We start from the raw sequence: 16,826 nt of genomic DNA, 5'->3' as shown, positions 1-16,826 counted from the left end.
GCTTTCCGTGAATCCAAGTTCAGAACATCAAAAAATAATTATGACTGTAATTCCTAATGTACTTGCGCCATGCAAGCGCAAACCGGCCACCGATATATTTTATCACGACGTGGTGCAGGGCCTCACTGCACCCCAGAAATACCTGGACCCGAAATATTTCTATGATGCGGCAGGAGATGCCCTCTTTCAGCAGATCATGCAGTGCCATGAATATTACCTGACCGGATGCGAGATGGAAATTCTCCGCGAACAGTCTGCGCAAATAGTACAGGCGTTACAGTTATACGCCGGCGATTTTGATGTGGTGGAACTGGGTGCAGGCGACGCTACCAAATCCGTTCACTTGCTGCAACAGCTGATCAATAACGGCGTCGATTATACGTATTTCCCCATCGACATTTCCGCCAACGTGATCACGCAACTGGAAAAGAACCTGCCCGCGCAGGTCGCAGGCCTTCAATTGCATGGCTTAAACGGGGAATATTTCCATATGCTGCAGCAGGCCAATAAGGTGACTGCCAAAAAGAAAGTATTGCTTTTCATGGGCGCCAACATCGGCAACTTCAGCGTGAGCGCTGCCCGTAGCTTCTGCCAGCAGCTGCGGCAATATATGCAGCCCGGCGATCTGCTGCTGACCGGCTTCGATCTCAAAAAACATCCGCAGGTAATCCTGAATGCATATAACGACTCCGCCGGCATCACCCGCGCGTTTAACTTCAACCTCTTACACCGTATCAACAGGGAGCTGTATGCAGATTTTGACACCTCAAAATTTGAACACTTCCCCACTTATGATCCGGTTACCGGCGCCTGCAAAAGTTATCTCATCAGCCTGGAAAACCAACAGGTACACATCGGGGAGGATACGACAGTAAATTTTGCAGAAAATGAATCCATTTATATGGAGATCTCACAGAAGTACAGCCTGGAAGAAACAGACCAGCTGGCAGCCTATGCAGGCTTCAGGCCGGTGGCCCGCTTCTTCGACCGCAAACACTGGTTCACCGATTGTTTATGGAAATGTATTTAATGCCAGGCATTTAGCATTCTTCTGACAGCTACAATCTCACCGGTGTGATAACTGGTGTGATCCAGCAACAATACGGCTTCCCGGAATAAGTGCTGCCCGGTGCCATGTGAAAAAGGCGCAAACAGATCATCGCTCTGTTCCAGCAGATCAATAAAGGCATGCAGGTCCTTATCCACCTGCTCCACGCTGTGCTTCCATGTGGCATCGTCCTTCGGAGCAGTTTCCTCCGGCCAATAGGCCTTTGGCCACTCAATTTCCTTATAGTCCGGGTTCCTGGAGAAATCGAGGATATCATATTGCGTAATCCTGATATGCTCCAACAATTGCCAGATGCTGTAAGGCATACCGGCAGGTACCACACCCCTCAGATCAGCTGGCAGCTTTTTTACCGAATCGCTGAAAGTGACGTGTGCATTGGGTTTAAGCAACATGTCCTTCAGCGATTTAACTAACGTAGCAGTATTCATAAAATAGTAATTTTATTTGTCGGGGTTCAAAGATCAAAAAAGAAAGACATCTCATCAAAAAATACTCCAATAATCATGGCCCCGGCATTTGTGAATCAATTGTTAATCTCGTTATCTTATTAATAATTCTTTAACCATTCTGACAACATTTGGTATTGATTAACGGGATGAGGATGCTTCCATACTATCATTGTATTGAAATAACCAAAATCCTCGCATGGCAAAATACTACGCATTATCGTTAACCGTACTGCTGATAGGAATGCATTTCACGCTTTCCGCACAAAGAGAAATAAAAGGCCATGCGTATGACAAAGATACCCGTAAACCACTGACAGGAGCAAATGTACTGCTCTTCACCGCAGAAAGATCCATTCTTAAAGCACAGGGCATCACGAATGAATCCGGCGACTTTATCCTCAAAAAAATACCACAGGGAAATTATGTGATCACGATCAGTTTCATGGGATACGATGCCGCTACCTCACTCATCATGATATCAGAAAAATCAGCCAAGGTATTTCAGGTAGACCTTCGCTTTTCCGGTCTTCAGCGTAACCCGATCAAACTAAACAGCGTTAACGTAAAAGTAAATAAATCGGCATTCACCATCCGGAAAGATACCGTTGAATTTTCTGCAGGCGATTTCCAGACAACCGAAAATGCTTCTGTAAGAAGCCTGCTCAATAAACTTCCCGGCATCACCATCGATGCCGATGGGAACCTGTCTTTCCAGGGCACCGCTATCAAAACCATCCTGGTAAATGGCAGACCGCTTTTCCAGGATGGCAATAGTGCAACAGGCGACACCAAAAAAATAACGCAGAACCTGCTGGCGGATATTGTCGATAAAATACAGGTCATCGACAGAAAAAGAATAGATGGTATGGTGGAAGGTGGTAAAAATGAAAAGGTCATCAACATCACCGTTAAAAAAGAATATAAGAAAGGACTCAATGGCGCTGCCGGCGCAGGCTATGGAACTGACAAACGGTATAACGCCGCCGCCAACGTTAATATGTTCAGGGATACCAGGCAGGCGGTGGTGATGGGATATATCAATAATGTCAATTCTTCCCGCGGCCCCGCTTCCACCGATGAAAACCTGAGCAGGGGAGAAAGTATGATGGGCGGCCTCTCCAGGAAAAATAATGTCAGCGCGAATCTCGGTACCGACATCTCCAAAAAAATAAAACTCAACGCCAACTTCCTCCATCAAAGCCAAAACGTCAATAACAGCCAGCAGCAACAGCGCGACAACGTACTTCCGGACAGTAACTTCCGCTACAACAACAACAATACCTCGGGAAGCACTGCCAACATGAATATCCTCTTTACCAACCTGAGCATCCAGGTCGATGAAAAAAATCTTGTCTCCATAGATATGTCGGCCAACACACAACATAACACTTTCCGCTCCTTCAGTCAATACGTTTCAACAGGCGGGGAAAATAATGACACCATCAACTTTGGCAACACCAATAACCTGGAAACAAGAAGGAATAATAATATCAACCTCACCACCCAATATAACCACCAGTTCAGTCCCGCAGCCGGCAGCGTAAGCATATCCTTCAATATTGATCAGAATAATACAAAAGACGAACAGCAGAATACGACCCTGAACACCTTCGCCGCTGCAAACCTGGCAGACACCATCAACCAGCAGGTAAATGCAAAAATAAATGTCCGGAAACTGATGGCCAGGCTTAACTACCAATATCCGCTGCTCACTTCCATGTACCTGAACGTATCCTATAAAATAACCAACAACTTCACAAAAAATAACCAGGACGCTTTCGATTTCGACAATGAAAAGAAAGGATATGATCTGGTTAACCAGGACCTGACCTACCGGTTTAAAAACAATATCAATGAGCAGTCGGTCGGCGCAGGACTCTTTCTTAATAAAACAAAAATACAGGGCCAGTTAAATATTGCCTACAACTTCACAAATTCAAAAAGCAATAACACCACCGCCGGCAATGAGTTCCTGCAAAGGATTCATTACCTGTCTCCCAACCTGTCCCTTTTCTATAAAATAGATAACTACAAAAGCCTGGACCTGAGGGTAAACAGGGAAACCCGCATCCCGCCTCCCAACGTATACTTGCCGGTAGTATCTACCCGGAACCCGCTGTATGTGCAGCTCGGCAACCCGGATCTGAAACCGTCTATTTATAACTCTGCCGCCATCGGCTACCGTTCCTTCAGCGTGAAAGGCCTTACGTTCAGTACCAACCTTGGCGCTGATTTGCCAAATAATGCCATGACACAATCCATCTACTCCGACTCTGCCGGCCGGCAAATCAATAAACCAGTAAATGTGGATGGAAATTTTAGTTTTAACCAGGACTTTTCAATAGGTAAAAGATTCAGTAAGCCCGCCTTAACACTTAACTATTCATTGTCCTATTATTTCAGCCGGAATAATTCGTTTATCAACCAGGTCAAAAGCCGCACTACTGATCTGAGTATCACACAAATGCTGAACGGCTCCTGGATGTACAAAAAAACGCTGGAACTGGAAGGATTTGTAAGCATGCTGTATATCAGCAGCGTTTACTCCATCCAGAACAACAAACATTCCGACTACCTCATGTACAATGTATCACTCACCGCTAACGTTTTTCTCCCTGCCAACCTCAGCATCGGCAGCGCAGCCCTGTATTTCAATAATACCAGTCAGCATCAGCAATTTGTAGTCCTCAACAGCTGGGTTGCCAAAGCCTTTGGAAAAGACAAAAGCTTCCAGGCAAAACTCTATGCCTACGATCTCACAAAACAAAATCAATCGCTGCTCACCATGCAATCCCCCACCTACATAGAACAGCAGCGGAACACCGTTCTCACCCAATACTTCATGCTAAGCCTCTCCTGGTTCTTCGGCAAAAAACCAGCGGCGAAGCCTGCGGTGTAAGCATCGCCTTCGGCGATGGAAATTGTCTTGGAGCAGGATTACGCTGATTTTACTGATTAGTTTGATTTTATTTTTTGGATTTTTCTGATTTTCTTAATAATAATTAAGGGAGATAAAAGCGAATATCCGCTTCTATCTCCCTTAATCCTTTATAAAATCCAAAAGTAAAATCCAGCTAATCAGTATAATCAGCGTAATCAGTGTTCCAAGACAACCTTCGCTTAATTCGCTGGTTTTTCCAGTAATTTGAAGAACTGATCCAGCTGTGGCAGTATTACGATCCTCGTTCTGCGGTTGGCTGCTTTGCCTTCAGCGGTGTCGTTGGAAGCGATAGGCAGGTATTCGCTTCTGCCCGCAGCGGTCATGCGTGCTGGCGGAATGTTATACTGGTTCTGCAGAATACGTACTACGGAAGTAGCTCTCTTCACACTCAGATCCCAGTTGTCCAGCAATACATTCGGACGGTAAGGCACGTTATCAGTATGACCTTCTACCATGAATTCAATATCCGGCTGGGCAATCAGCACTTTGGCCACTTTACCCAGTACTTCCTTGGCTCTTTCATTGATTTCGTAACTACCGCTTTTAAACAGCAGCTTATCGGAGATATCTATATATACCACCCCTTTGTCCACTTTAATATTGATGTCTTTATCATCCATATTTCCAATGGCGCCTTTCAGGTTCATCACCAGCTGCATGTTCAACGAGTCTTTACGGGCAATAGCTGATTGGAGATCTTTAATATAAGCATCCTTGGCGCCAATATTATCCAGGGATTTCTTGATGCTTTCTGCCTGGGCGCCGGAAATTACGGACAACTCCTTCAGGTGATCCAGCATCTGGGTATTGTTGGTTTTCAGTTGCTGTTGTTGCTCCGTTAAATTTGTCACTTTTTCTTTGTACGATGCAGCGGCACGGGCGGCATCTTCTTCGCAGGTTCTCAGCTTACCGTAAGTAGCGCGGTAAAGACTATCAAGTTGCGCATTCCTGGCCTGTGATTCCCTTAATTTACGAGGGGCGGAACAGGATGCAAAAATGGTTACTAAAGCTACCGGCAAGGCTAGTTGTGCTATTTTCATAAAATTACACTTTTTAATAATCTAAAGAATAAGTATATATAAATAGTGGGGTATACAATGGAAAGCAACCCCTGTATAGCAAATAGCAGGCCGAAGCCCCCTTCAGCCCGTTAGAACCCGGTTAGAATCCAGCGTGGTATTAGATGTTGACACGCATAAAAAAAATAAAGCCGTCATCCTAAACAAGCTTTATTCATAAAAAAAAGCTAATGTTTTCCAATATCTAAGTAACTTGTCCGGCAGAGTATACGCTGTATCTATTTTCTATTAATTGCTGAAATGTATGAGAAAGGTGGTTTCTTCGGGTCAACCAACAATAAAGGAAATTGCAAAAAGGCTGAACATCTCTGTATCCACGGTATCAAGGGCGTTACATGATCATCACAGTATAGGTTTAAGAACTAAAACCAGGGTAAAAGAACTGGCGGCCGAACTGAATTATGAACGCAACCAGACAGCTATCTATTTCCAGCAGGGTAAAACATTTACAATCGGTATCCTTTTACCCGAGCTGTCGGAGGCATTCTTTGCCAGCGCTATCAGCGGTATCGAAGACACGGCATACAGCAATAACTACACGGTACTGCTGGGACAATCACACGATGATGAAGCCCGTGAAAAACAGATCATCCAGAGCATGAAACAGCACCGGGTGGACGGCTGCATTGTTTCTATCGGAAAAAATACCAGCAATTACGAACACTTTGAAATGCTGCAGCAGGCAAGGATTCCGGTGGTTTTCTTCGACCGCATTCCCAACCTTCCTGATATGCACGCGGTTTCCTGCAACCTGGAATCCGGCACCGTACAGGCAGTGGATTTCCTGCTGAAACAGGGCCACCGCGTAATTGGTATGATCAACGGCCCCGAAACAATGGTGGCCAGCAAGGAACGTGCTACCGGCTACATCAGGGCACTGCAGAAACACCGCCTTAAATACGATCCCAAAATGATCGTCAACGCCGACCTCACCGCCGCAGGCACAGAACAAGCCATGCAGTACCTCCTGTCGCTCAAAAGAAAAGTAACGGCCGTCGTTACTTTCAATGACTATGTAGCCATGGATGCCGTACAGTATGCCCTGAAACAAAAATTGGAAATAAATAAGGATATAACTTTTGTATCTTACGCCAATACACCGGTAAGCGGGTATACAGCCTTTCCCCCTGCTGCATCTGTGGAGCAGTTCCCTTATGAACAGGGCCAGGCGGCTACTAATATGTTATTATCACTCCTGAACGGGGAACATGCCTTGAATGATTTTCAACGCACTGTCATGGAGTCGCAACTGGTGATACATCACCGCTGAGGCATTATCTTATCGATAACCTTGCCACAGTAGTTGACCGTGGCAGGTTATTCGACTTCATTGTTCGCTGTCTATAATTGCTGCTTTTCCAGCTTAGTTCACTTTCTGATTAATTGCTACAACGATTCTACATGATTTTTTTGGCATTCCATGTACGCAAACGCTTGCGTTATCCGCGCAAGCGTTTGCGTAAAGCCTGTTTTCGCTTGTTTTAGCTATTGTTGCACCACCCACCTGTTCACCGTGTTTAACGGCCCTTCCAATACAATCTTGTAAAATGAGGATGGAAGCGATTTTACGCTGATGCTGGCGCCTTCTTTTGATACAGGCACCTCTCCCAGCAGCTTATATTCATCGTGCCCGCCGGTTTTATAATGATTAGTTGTCGTAACCCATATTTTTACGCTTCCCTTTTTATCATAAGCTTTCCATCCCAGTTGCAACTGATCCTTCACTAAGCTGGCAGTAGGCTGCGCCAGTGAAATAGCGCCTGTCAGCGGCACACCATCCAGTTCACGCGCATTCTCCTTAGGAATAGAGATATTCATAAACCGCGCAATGGAAGGCAGGATATCTACAATACCCGGTTGCGCCGTTTTAAAGTAAGGATTCAATCCTTTTGCATTGGTAACAATCCAGGTAGTCCGCTCACGATCCGATTGCCCGCCGTGGCCATGTCCGCCATGCGCATCACGACCGTGATCCGTGGTAATATAGATCTGCCAGTCTTCGTTGAAATTTGCACGCCTGTATTCCATCGCATCCCAGATCTTACCCACCATGTCATCCGTCATCCGCACGGCAGTATCCAGCCGCTCACCGGTACCATAACGATGCCCCATGTCATCGCTGTATTCCAGGTATACCCAAGTCATATCAGGCGCATCGCTTCTTACAAAATCTGCCGCCTTATTCACCACCGTTTCATCAATAAGATGAATATACCAGCTGTCTTTATCATGCGGAAACCGCACGGTATCAAGCTCCAATCCATCCACCGCGTGATCAATATGCAGGTTGCCCGTTTGCGCTAATCCATCTCCCACCAGTTTGGTACGGTTATCCAGCCACGTGGAAAAAATAGCCGTCTTCTTTTCAGGATAAGCCGATTTAAAAAACCGGAAAATGCTGGGATAAGCATAATTCTGCGCGGCAATATCATTATCCCATACATTATGTTTATTCACCCAGGTACTGGTAAGTAAACTGTTGTAACCCACCGCTGAAATAGTAGGCGTCTGGGAATAACCATTCTTCTCTCCTCCCACGTAAGCACGGCAATACCCGCCTTCCTTTGCTATACGCTTCAGGTTTGGAGTGGGCTGCGACTCAATCACATCTGCCGGAATACCATCCGCAATAATAAATAACACTTTGTGTTTCTTCTGCTGTGCCGCTAACGTGGTAGCTGTCAGGAGGCTCATAGCGAGGAATAAATACTTCATCGTTGACTGTTTAAGATTAGCTGATCGCAATTAGCATAAAATAATAAAGCGAAGATAACAGCGAATATTAATTTTTCGCTATGATCTTCGCTTTAAAAAGAAATCTAAAAAACTATTTCAGATGGACGTCAAAATAGTCGGTGATCTTCTGCATCAGGTGAACCCTGTCTTTTCCCAATACATTATGTAAATGCCCCGGATATACGAAATAATCTACCTGTACTTCATTATCTACACAGGCTTTCAGGAAATCCAGCGAATGCTGCCAAACTACCACATCATCGTTGGTGCCGTGGATCAGCATCAGTTTACCCTGCAGGTTTTTTGTTTTGGTAAGCAGGTTGGAATTGGCATAACCTTCCGGGTTTTCCTGCGGCGTATCCATATAGCGCTCGGTATACATAATTTCATACATGCTCCAGTCGATCACCGGCCCGCCGGCTACTCCTGCCTGGAACACGCCCGGATGACGCAGCATCAGCGATGTGGTCATAAAACCACCAAAGCTCCAGCCATGTACACCCATCTTCTGCTGATTAATATACGGCAGCGACCTCAGGTAAGCCACGCCCTGTAACTGATCATTCATTTCCACAGTACCAAGCTGCCGGAAAGTGGCCTGCTCAAAAGCCTTTCCACGGTTATCACTGCCGCGGCCATCCATGGTAAAAATTACATAGCCATGTTGCGCCATGTATTCATACCAAAGGTTACCGCTGTAGGGATAAGTGTTACGGATCAACTGCACATTGGGCCCATTATACAGGTACACAATTACCGGGTAGGTTTTGGTAGAATCAAAGTTCACCGGCAGGATCAGTTTACCGTATAAAGGCGTGCCGTCATCCGCTTTCAGTGTCACCTGCCTGATTTGCGGACGCTGAAAGACTTTCAGCGGATCGGTGGCGGTGATAATAATTTGTTCAAATTTACCGGCGGTGGCAGTTACCCCCGCTACATACGGAGTGGTACCGGAACTGTAAGCATCCAGCACATAGCTGCCATCGGCGCTGGCCTGTGCATCGTGCCATCCCGCAGCTTTATCCAGTGGGGAAAGCGTTGCTGTTTGCTGCTTGTAATTAATCTTATACAAATGTTTCTCCATCGGGCTTTCTTTGGAAGCCGTGAAGATGATTTCATTTTTCTTCGGAATAAAACCCGTTAGTTCATTCACCACCCAATCACCGGTGGTAATTTCCCGCAGTTGTTCTCCTTTGGTATTATAGAGATATAAATGGTTATAGCCACTTTTTTCGCTCCACCAGATAAACTGATCGGTTGTGCCGGGAACAAAAGTTAACGGATGGGTAGGATGTACATATTTAGCGTCTGTTTCTTCAAACAGTGTTTTTACCAGTTCCCCGGTAGCCGCACTGTATTGGTTCAGCCATAAATGATTCTGTTCGCGGTTCAGCAGCGCTACATAAACAGATTGCTGGTCAGGCGCCCAGGTAACACATGTGAGATAATGATCTGCAGGCCCGCCGGTTTTCAGGAAAATTGTTTTTTGGGTAGATGGCCGATAAATACCCAGCGTTACTTCATGTGATTTACCACCCGCCATCGGGTATTTGATATTGGTATTATGCGCGGGCGTTACCGACCAGTCGATAACCGGGTAATCATTTACCATGCGCTGATCCATGCGGTAAAATGCCAGCTGATCGCCTTTGGGAGAGAAGAAAATACCTTTGTCGATGCCAAATTCCTCACGGTGAACGCTTTTTCCATTCACAATATTGATATCGGCGTCGTTGGTAACTGCCTGTACATGGCCATCGGCGGTACGGATAAACAGGTTATTGTTTTCGGTCCAGGCAACCTGGCCGCTTTGGTTGTTCACCGTCACATTCTCTGCTTCTTTGGGTAATTCACACCACTGGCTGAATTGCATGATGCCATTTTGCAGTTGACCTTTATACAGCGTGTTACCGATAGAAAACCAGGCACTGGTAGAAGACATCCAGTGCAGCGGTGGCACACCGCGTAAAGGTTTGGAAGAAAATAACTGTTCATTGAGCCGTGAAAGTGTCAGCAGGGTATCTGTTTTGCCGGCGGGTAGTGCTACCTTGATCCAGGCGTAATTATCTTTTTCCGATAGTACCCTGGTGTAGGCGTTTTCACCGGGCACCCATTCAAACTGTTTTAAGCGCTCGGGCGCCAGTTGCTGCCGAAGCCCGTTGGTGGCTTCCGCCATGGTATACTGACGTTGCTGGCCATAGGTATATTGCAGCCCACCCGTCATCCATCCTGTCAAAAGCAATAGGAAAGCTTTCTTCATCCTTCTTTTTGGGGAGCTAAATTAAGGTTTTACCCGTTACGCGCTCACAAGATGTTTTTTAACCCATTCCCTTTCTTCGGGCAACAGGTAGTCGGCCCGTTTCTCTGTAATCCAGGAAAATGTTTTCTTCACATCTGTCTTTGCAGTTCTGAAGCGGAACAGGAATTCCATGCCCAGCATCAGGTCTGTAAAGCCGTTCTTCACCGTTTCTATCGTCATCCGGGCGCTGCTGCGTCTTTTTGATAACAACTCGGTAATGCGGGCGGTCACCGCCTGGATCGCATTCTCATCGGCATACTTATAAATGGCTTCCATCGCTTCAAATTTGAGTTGTCCACGCATAAGGCAGCGTGTATAGAACATGGCTTCCTTCTCTTTTTCAATGTCAGCGATAGCGGCGAAAGCCAGGCTTTTTACATCCTGGCGGTGATATTCCAGGAGCCTGCGCAGTGCAGGCACACTTTTCTGCGTACCCACTTTATGCAGCAGCAGCGTGATATAATAGATATCGTATTCGTTTACGGTGCGCTTCAGCAGGTTCAGGGCCCAGTCTTCCACCGAAGGGTGGCGGGTACCTCTGAGCGCCAGCAGCGCAGAGCGGCGGATATTATTATTGAGTGAAAGCGTGTTATTAAACAACGGTTCCAGGTTAATATAGCCTGGTATGGCGAGTCCCCGTTCCAGGTCCTGCTGCATCGCTGTGATCATATCGGCATCCTGTTCCATTTTAAGCCGGTCCAAAAGAAAACGGATCACTTCGGGGTCGTTGGTATTCCTGGAAAGCTGGGTGATAATAAAACAGGCGGCGCGGCGCTTATCTTTGTCGGGCTCCTGCTCAATGTATTGATAAAGTAGGGGTATATAAGCGTGATTAGCGAGTTGTTCTGCTTCGCGGAGGGCCTGCCAGCTGGTCGTCTGGCCATTATGCAATTGTTCTGAGCGGTCGCATATCCGTGCTACGAGGTTAGAAAGATAGTCAATCATCAGTAGTTATTTTGATCTGCTACCCCTGCATTTTCAATTATCATACCAACCTGAACAGCCGTCCGAAAAGTAGGGGCCGCTCCCCTTCAACAATTAACAGTTTTATGTTACATTTGCCCCTGTATTTTCGGACCGGTTATAGAACGTAAAGCATGCACATACTACTCAAGAACGTAAAGATCATAGCGCCTTCCTCATCCTTACACGGGCAGCAAAAAGACATTTCTATTCAGAACGGCATCATTCAGCAGGTTGGTAACAACCTCGAAGATGCCCGGGCAACGGTCATTTCAGGTGATAACCTGCACGTTTCCGCTGGCTGGATGGATGTTTTCGCACATTTCTGCGACCCCGGACAGGAACACAAAGAGGATCTGCAAAGCGGTATCAAAGCTGCCGCCACCGGCGGGTACACAACCGTAATGGTGGTACCCAACACCCAGCCCGCCCTGCATACCAAACCGCAAATCGAATACGTACTGAGCAGAACCCGTCATTCGGCCGCCACGGTGTTGCCAATTGGCGCTGCTACGAAAAACCTTGAGGGTACCGGCCTCGCGGAAATGTACGAAATGCAGCAGGCAGGCGCTGTAGCCTTCTCCGATGGCCTCAAGCCATTGCAGTCGCCCGGCCTCATGCTCAAAGCGCTGCAATACATCAAAGCATTCGACGGCACCCTTATACAGCTGCCAGATGACCAGAGCATTTCTTCGCATGGACTCATGCACGAAGGCATTTACTCCACCCAGCTGGGAATGCCCGGAAAGCCCGCACTGGCAGAAGAACTCATCATTCAACGCGACCTGGAGCTGGCGAAATATGCCGACTCCCGCATCCACTTTACCGGTATCAGCACCCGTAAATCAGTGGAGCTGATCGCCGCCGCCAAAGCAGCAGGAATCAAAGTTACCTGCTCGGTAACACCTTACCACCTGTCTTTAACCGATGCTCAACTCATCAACTACGATACCCACCTGAAGGTAAATCCGCCGCTGCGCAGCGCAGACGATGTGAAAGCCCTGCAGGAAGCCGTTTTACATGGCACCATAGATTGCATTGCTACTCATCACACGCCGCAGGACTGGGATGCCAAACAGGTAGAGTTTGAATATGCCAAAAACGGCATGATCGGCCTGGAAAGCGCCTTCGGCGTAATAAGGCAATACCTGCCTCAGCTGCCGCTGGAACAGCTGATTAACATGCTCACCATCCAACCGCGGAAAATATTCGGCTTGCCACAGCCGGCCCTGCAGGAAGGCGCCGCCGCCAACCTCACGATCTTTGATCCGGAAGCCAGCTGGCAGTTTACCAAAGCCCATATCGCTTCCCGGTCCAAAAATTCAGCGTATATTGGCGAACAACTGAAGGGGAAAGTACATGCCACAGTGAATGGACCCGTATTTCATATAAATAATTAGAGCCTGTGCGTATGCAACAAAATTCGAATCCCGGTATAAAATGGGGTCTTTTAGTGGGATTGGCCATGATTGCCTGGAACGTTTTAATCTGGGTAGCCGGCCCTGATTATCTTTTTTCCCTTAAATTAAAATTCATCCAGTTTGTAGTATGGGCCGTACTTGGCATATTTGCGGGATTGGAAAGAAAAAAACAACTTGGCGGATATATTGGTTTCAAAGATGCGATTAAACCCATCTTTACCACCTTTGTTATCAGCTCGCTGATGATAGCCGCTTATAATTATGTCGTATTTACCTATATGTACGATAACAACCTGATGGAGCTGTCCAAAAAACACCTGATGGAAGATACTGCATGGTTATTGCGTAAATTCAGGGCGCCACAGGAAGAAATCGATAAGCAGTTGAAAGATCTGAAAAATGCAGATTACCGTGTAACTATTTCTTCTGCATTTATCGATTACCTGAGAAACCTGATAAAATTTTTCGTGGTATCTGCGATACTTGCAGTGATAATCCGTAAGAAACAGGCTTTTGAAGGTCAACGAAATCAGGCGTAAGAATCCGTAACTAAGCGCCTTTATTGGTGAAGTAATAATACTATTCTATTAAGATGAACATATCCGTAATCGTTCCTTTAAAAAACGAAGAAGAATCCTTGCCGGAACTCGCGGCATGGATTGAAAGAGTGATGGACACACACCATTTCACCTACGAGGTATGGATGGTAGACGATGGCAGCACAGACGACTCCTGGGCCGTTATACAACAACTGGCCGCGCAGAACCCCCTCATAAAAGGGATCAAGTTCCAGCGCAACTACGGCAAGTCCGCAGCCCTCAATGAAGGCTTCAGCGCGGCACAGGGCGATGTGGTGATCACCATGGATGCCGATCTCCAGGATAGCCCTGATGAAATACCAGAACTCTACCGCATGATCGTGGAAGAAGGCTTCGACCTCGTGAGCGGCTGGAAAAAGAAACGTTACGATAATGCTTTTACCAAAAACCTTCCTTCAAAATTATACAACTACACCACTACCCGCATGAGCGGCGTGAAACTGCACGACATGAACTGCGGTCTGAAAGCCTATCGCAAAAAAGTAGTGAAGTCTATAGAAGTATACGGGGAAATGCACCGCTATATTCCGGTTATCGCCAAATGGAACGGCTTCCGCAAAATAGGTGAAAAAGTAGTGGAACACCGCGCCCGCAAATATGGCGTCACCAAATTCGGACTGGAACGTTTTATCAACGGCTTCCTGGACCTGGCCACCATCATGTTTATCGGCAAATTCGGCAAACGCCCCATGCACCTCTTCGGCGCACTGGGCTCCCTCTCCTTCTTCGTAGGGTTTGTGATAGCTGCCTACCTCGCACTGGCAAAAATATTCTTTGATAAAGTAAACATGACAGACAGGCCCCTGTTCTATTTCGGGCTGCTTTGTATGATCATCGGTTCCCAGCTATTCCTCACCGGTTTTATCGGGGAACTGGTAACACGCAACGCCACAGAACGTAATTCATACCTCGTGGAAGAGCGGATGGACCATACCAGTAATGTTACGGATGAAGAGTTGCAGTTAGCACACCAACACAACCGCAGACGCTGATCCGCTCATTCATTATCGTTATCTGAATCTATGGCTGACAAAAAGAAAATACTTATTTTAGGTACAGCCTACCCCTTCCGGGGTGGGCTGGCTGCTTATAACGAGCGACTCGCAGAAGAACTCCAGCAAACGGATGAGGTGGAAATATGGACCTTTACCATACAGTACCCCAAATTCTTTTTCCCTGGAAAAAGCCAGTTCTCTACCGACCCCGCTCCGGCGCATCTGCGCATCAAAAGATTGATCAACTCCGTTAATCCTTTGAACTGGTTAATAACAGGCCGCAAGATCCGGAAAATGAACCCGGACATCATCATCACCAAATACTGGCTACCCATCATGGGCCCGGCATTAGGCTCCCTCCTGCGGTTAGGCAAAAGAAAACACACCAAAGTTATTGCCGTACTGGATAACGTAGTGCCGCACGAAAAAAGACCCGGTGACGTAGCTTTTACAAAATATTTCCTGAAACCGGTAGATGCCTTTGTAGCCATGAGCCAATCGGTACTCAACGACCTGCGGGTATTTGAGCCCGTGAAAAAAGCCTCGCTCATTCCGCATCCTATCTACGACAACTACGGCGCCCTGATATCGAAAGAAGATGCGCGCACCCAGCTGAAACTGAACCCGGGCAAAAAATATATCCTCTTCTTTGGCTTCATCCGCCAGTACAAAGGACTCGATCTGCTGTTGCAGGCAATGGCGGATGAAAGACTGAAAAAACTGGATGTTCACGCCATCGTTGCCGGCGAATATTATGAAGATGCAGCCCCCTACCTGGAACTGCTGAATAAATTGCAACTGGGCGACCGCGTGATGATGCACACCGATTTCATTCCGAACGAAGCCGTTAAAAACTATTTCTGCGCCGCCGACCTGGTGGTACAACCCTATAAAAGCGCTACCCAGAGCGGCATTTCACAGATCGCCTATCACTTCGAAAAACCGATGGTGGTAACAAATGTAGGCGGACTCGTGGAAATGGTGCCGGATGGCCTAGTAGGATTCCAGGCCGAACCGGAACCAGCCTCTATTGCAGCTGCCATCGAAAAATATTTCGTGGAAAACCGCGAAGCTGATATGGTGGAAGCCCTCCGCAAAGAGAAACTGCAATATTCGTGGGCACGGCTGGCAAAAGAAATTCATGCGCTGGCAACAGATCGCTGATGAATATGCCGGTGGTAGACACAGCGGCATCATAATTGTTGACTACATGGCCAGCAAACTAAACCTGACAACTAGCATGATTTACAGAAGTAAAGCACCTTTACGTATAGGCCTTGCCGGTGGTGGCACAGATGTAAGTCCGTATTCGGACTTATACGGTGGCGCCATTCTCAATGCTACCATCTCCTTATATGCGCGCGCATCCATAGAACCCCTCCAGAACGGACAAGTGGTTTTTGATTGCGCCGACAGAAGGGAAACCGCTACTTATGATGCCGTATACCCTTTACCGTTAGACGGGAAACTGGATATCCTGAAAGGCGTTATTAACCGCGTGCAAAAAGATTATGGCACCTTACCATCTGCCGGTTTTAAACTCACCACCTTTGTAGATGCACCGGCCGGCTCCGGCCTCGGTACCTCCTCCACCCTCGTGGTGGCCGTACTGGGCGCATTCGCGGAATGGATGAAATTACCGCTGGGGGAATATGACATGGCGCACCTCGCTTATTCTATTGAACGCGAGGACCTGAACCAGGCCGGCGGTAAACAAGACCAATACGCGGCTACCTTTGGCGGCGTAAACTTCATGGAGTTTTACCAGGGCGACAAAGTAATTGTAAACCCGCTGCGTATTAAAGAAGTAAATCTTCACGAACTGGAAAATAACCTGGTATTGTTCTATACATCTACCAGCCGCTTATCTTCCACTATCATCTCCGAACAACAAAAAAATGTAACCGATAAAAAAGATGCTTCCATTGAAGCCATGCACCAACTGAAAGAACAGGCGGTGATGATGAAGGAAGCATTACTGCGGGGAACCATCGATAAAATCGGTGAAATCCTGAACTACGGTTTTGAAAATAAAAAGAAGATGGCCCATGGCATCACCAATCCCCAGCTCGATGAAATTTACGAAGCTGCCCGCAAAGCCGGCGCCAGCGGTGGTAAAATTTCCGGCGCCGGTGGCGGCGGATTCATGATCTTCTATTGTCCGAAAAATACCCGCTTTGCCGTAGTAGACGCACTAAGCGGTTTTGGCGGAGATGTAAAACGCTATACCTTTACCAATCACGGTATTCAAACGTGGAGCATTTAAGGGCACAAC

General features: G+C 47.0%; 13 protein-coding genes. 8 read left to right on the top strand and 5 right to left on the bottom strand.

The window, feature by feature from the left end; all coding sequences use genetic code 11:
• Nucleotides 1-40: 40 nt before the first annotated feature.
• Nucleotides 41-1,030, top strand: a complete 990-nt coding sequence (egtD, locus tag QFZ51_RS14665) for an L-histidine N(alpha)-methyltransferase (RefSeq protein ID WP_429046748.1) — start codon at nucleotides 41-43, stop codon at nucleotides 1,028-1,030.
• On the opposite strand, the gene QFZ51_RS14660 is transcribed toward egtD, so the two are convergent.
• A complete protein-coding gene (locus QFZ51_RS14660) occupies nucleotides 1,027-1,497 on the bottom strand; it encodes a DinB family protein (protein ID WP_429046746.1) in 471 nt (156 codons plus the stop codon). The two genes, egtD and QFZ51_RS14660, sit on opposite strands and share 4 nt — an antisense overlap.
• 217 nt (nucleotides 1,498-1,714) lie before the next feature.
• Between QFZ51_RS14660 and QFZ51_RS14655 the strand changes: the two genes are divergently transcribed.
• Complete coding sequence (locus QFZ51_RS14655) at nucleotides 1,715-4,417, top strand: outer membrane beta-barrel protein (RefSeq protein WP_429046744.1); 2,703 nt, start codon at nucleotides 1,715-1,717, stop codon at nucleotides 4,415-4,417.
• Between the two features lie 221 nt (nucleotides 4,418-4,638).
• Here QFZ51_RS14655 and QFZ51_RS14650 read toward each other — a convergent pair whose 3' ends face one another.
• Nucleotides 4,639-5,499, bottom strand: coding sequence for an OmpA/MotB family protein (locus QFZ51_RS14650; RefSeq protein ID WP_429046743.1), 861 nt, complete (start codon nucleotides 5,497-5,499; stop codon nucleotides 4,639-4,641).
• Nucleotides 5,500-5,782: 283 nt separating this feature from the next.
• On the opposite strand from QFZ51_RS14650, the gene QFZ51_RS14645 reads away from it, so the two are divergent.
• Nucleotides 5,783-6,808 (top strand): LacI family DNA-binding transcriptional regulator, encoded by a 1,026-nt coding sequence (locus QFZ51_RS14645; RefSeq protein ID WP_429046741.1) that lies wholly within the window; start codon nucleotides 5,783-5,785, stop codon nucleotides 6,806-6,808.
• A 215-nt stretch (nucleotides 6,809-7,023) separates the two neighbouring features.
• Here QFZ51_RS14645 and QFZ51_RS14640 read toward each other — a convergent pair whose 3' ends face one another.
• The 3 genes from QFZ51_RS14640 to QFZ51_RS14630 form a co-directional block, all read right to left on the bottom strand.
• On the bottom strand, nucleotides 7,024-8,253 hold the full coding sequence (locus QFZ51_RS14640) for an alkaline phosphatase family protein (protein WP_429046740.1): 1,230 nt from the start codon (nucleotides 8,251-8,253) through the stop codon (nucleotides 7,024-7,026).
• Nucleotides 8,254-8,365: 112 nt separating this feature from the next.
• Entirely contained in the window at nucleotides 8,366-10,534 is a 2,169-nt protein-coding gene (locus QFZ51_RS14635) for a DPP IV N-terminal domain-containing protein (protein ID WP_429046739.1), read from the bottom strand.
• Nucleotides 10,535-10,570: 36 nt separating this feature from the next.
• Nucleotides 10,571-11,518 (bottom strand): hypothetical protein, encoded by a 948-nt coding sequence (locus tag QFZ51_RS14630; RefSeq protein ID WP_429046738.1) that lies wholly within the window; start codon nucleotides 11,516-11,518, stop codon nucleotides 10,571-10,573.
• A gap of 152 nt (nucleotides 11,519-11,670) precedes the next feature.
• Between QFZ51_RS14630 and QFZ51_RS14625 the strand changes: the two genes are divergently transcribed.
• From QFZ51_RS14625 to QFZ51_RS14605, 5 genes are read left to right on the top strand one after another with little or no spacing between them, the layout of a single operon-like run.
• A complete protein-coding gene (locus QFZ51_RS14625) occupies nucleotides 11,671-12,936 on the top strand; it encodes a dihydroorotase (protein WP_429046737.1) in 1,266 nt (421 codons plus the stop codon).
• Between the two features lie 11 nt (nucleotides 12,937-12,947).
• On the top strand, nucleotides 12,948-13,496 hold the full coding sequence (locus QFZ51_RS14620) for a DUF4199 domain-containing protein (protein WP_429046736.1): 549 nt from the start codon (nucleotides 12,948-12,950) through the stop codon (nucleotides 13,494-13,496).
• A gap of 53 nt (nucleotides 13,497-13,549) precedes the next feature.
• Nucleotides 13,550-14,548: a glycosyltransferase family 2 protein gene (locus tag QFZ51_RS14615; protein WP_429046734.1), complete on the top strand. Its 999-nt coding sequence runs from the start codon at nucleotides 13,550-13,552 to the stop codon at nucleotides 14,546-14,548.
• Between the two features lie 30 nt (nucleotides 14,549-14,578).
• A complete protein-coding gene (locus QFZ51_RS14610; protein WP_429046732.1) occupies nucleotides 14,579-15,715 on the top strand; it encodes a glycosyltransferase in 1,137 nt (378 codons plus the stop codon).
• Nucleotides 15,693-16,817, top strand: coding sequence for a dehydrogenase (locus QFZ51_RS14605; RefSeq protein WP_429046730.1), 1,125 nt, complete (start codon nucleotides 15,693-15,695; stop codon nucleotides 16,815-16,817). Before QFZ51_RS14610 ends, QFZ51_RS14605 begins: the two co-directional genes overlap by 23 nt.
• The last annotated feature ends 9 nt before the right edge of the window (nucleotides 16,818-16,826 follow it).

This window comes from Chitinophaga sp. W3I9, assembly GCF_050434025.1.
Lineage (GTDB): Bacteria > Bacteroidota > Bacteroidia > Chitinophagales > Chitinophagaceae > Chitinophaga.
The sequence above is the reverse complement of the archived record's forward strand: the minus strand, read 5'-3'. Positions and strand labels throughout refer to the sequence as shown.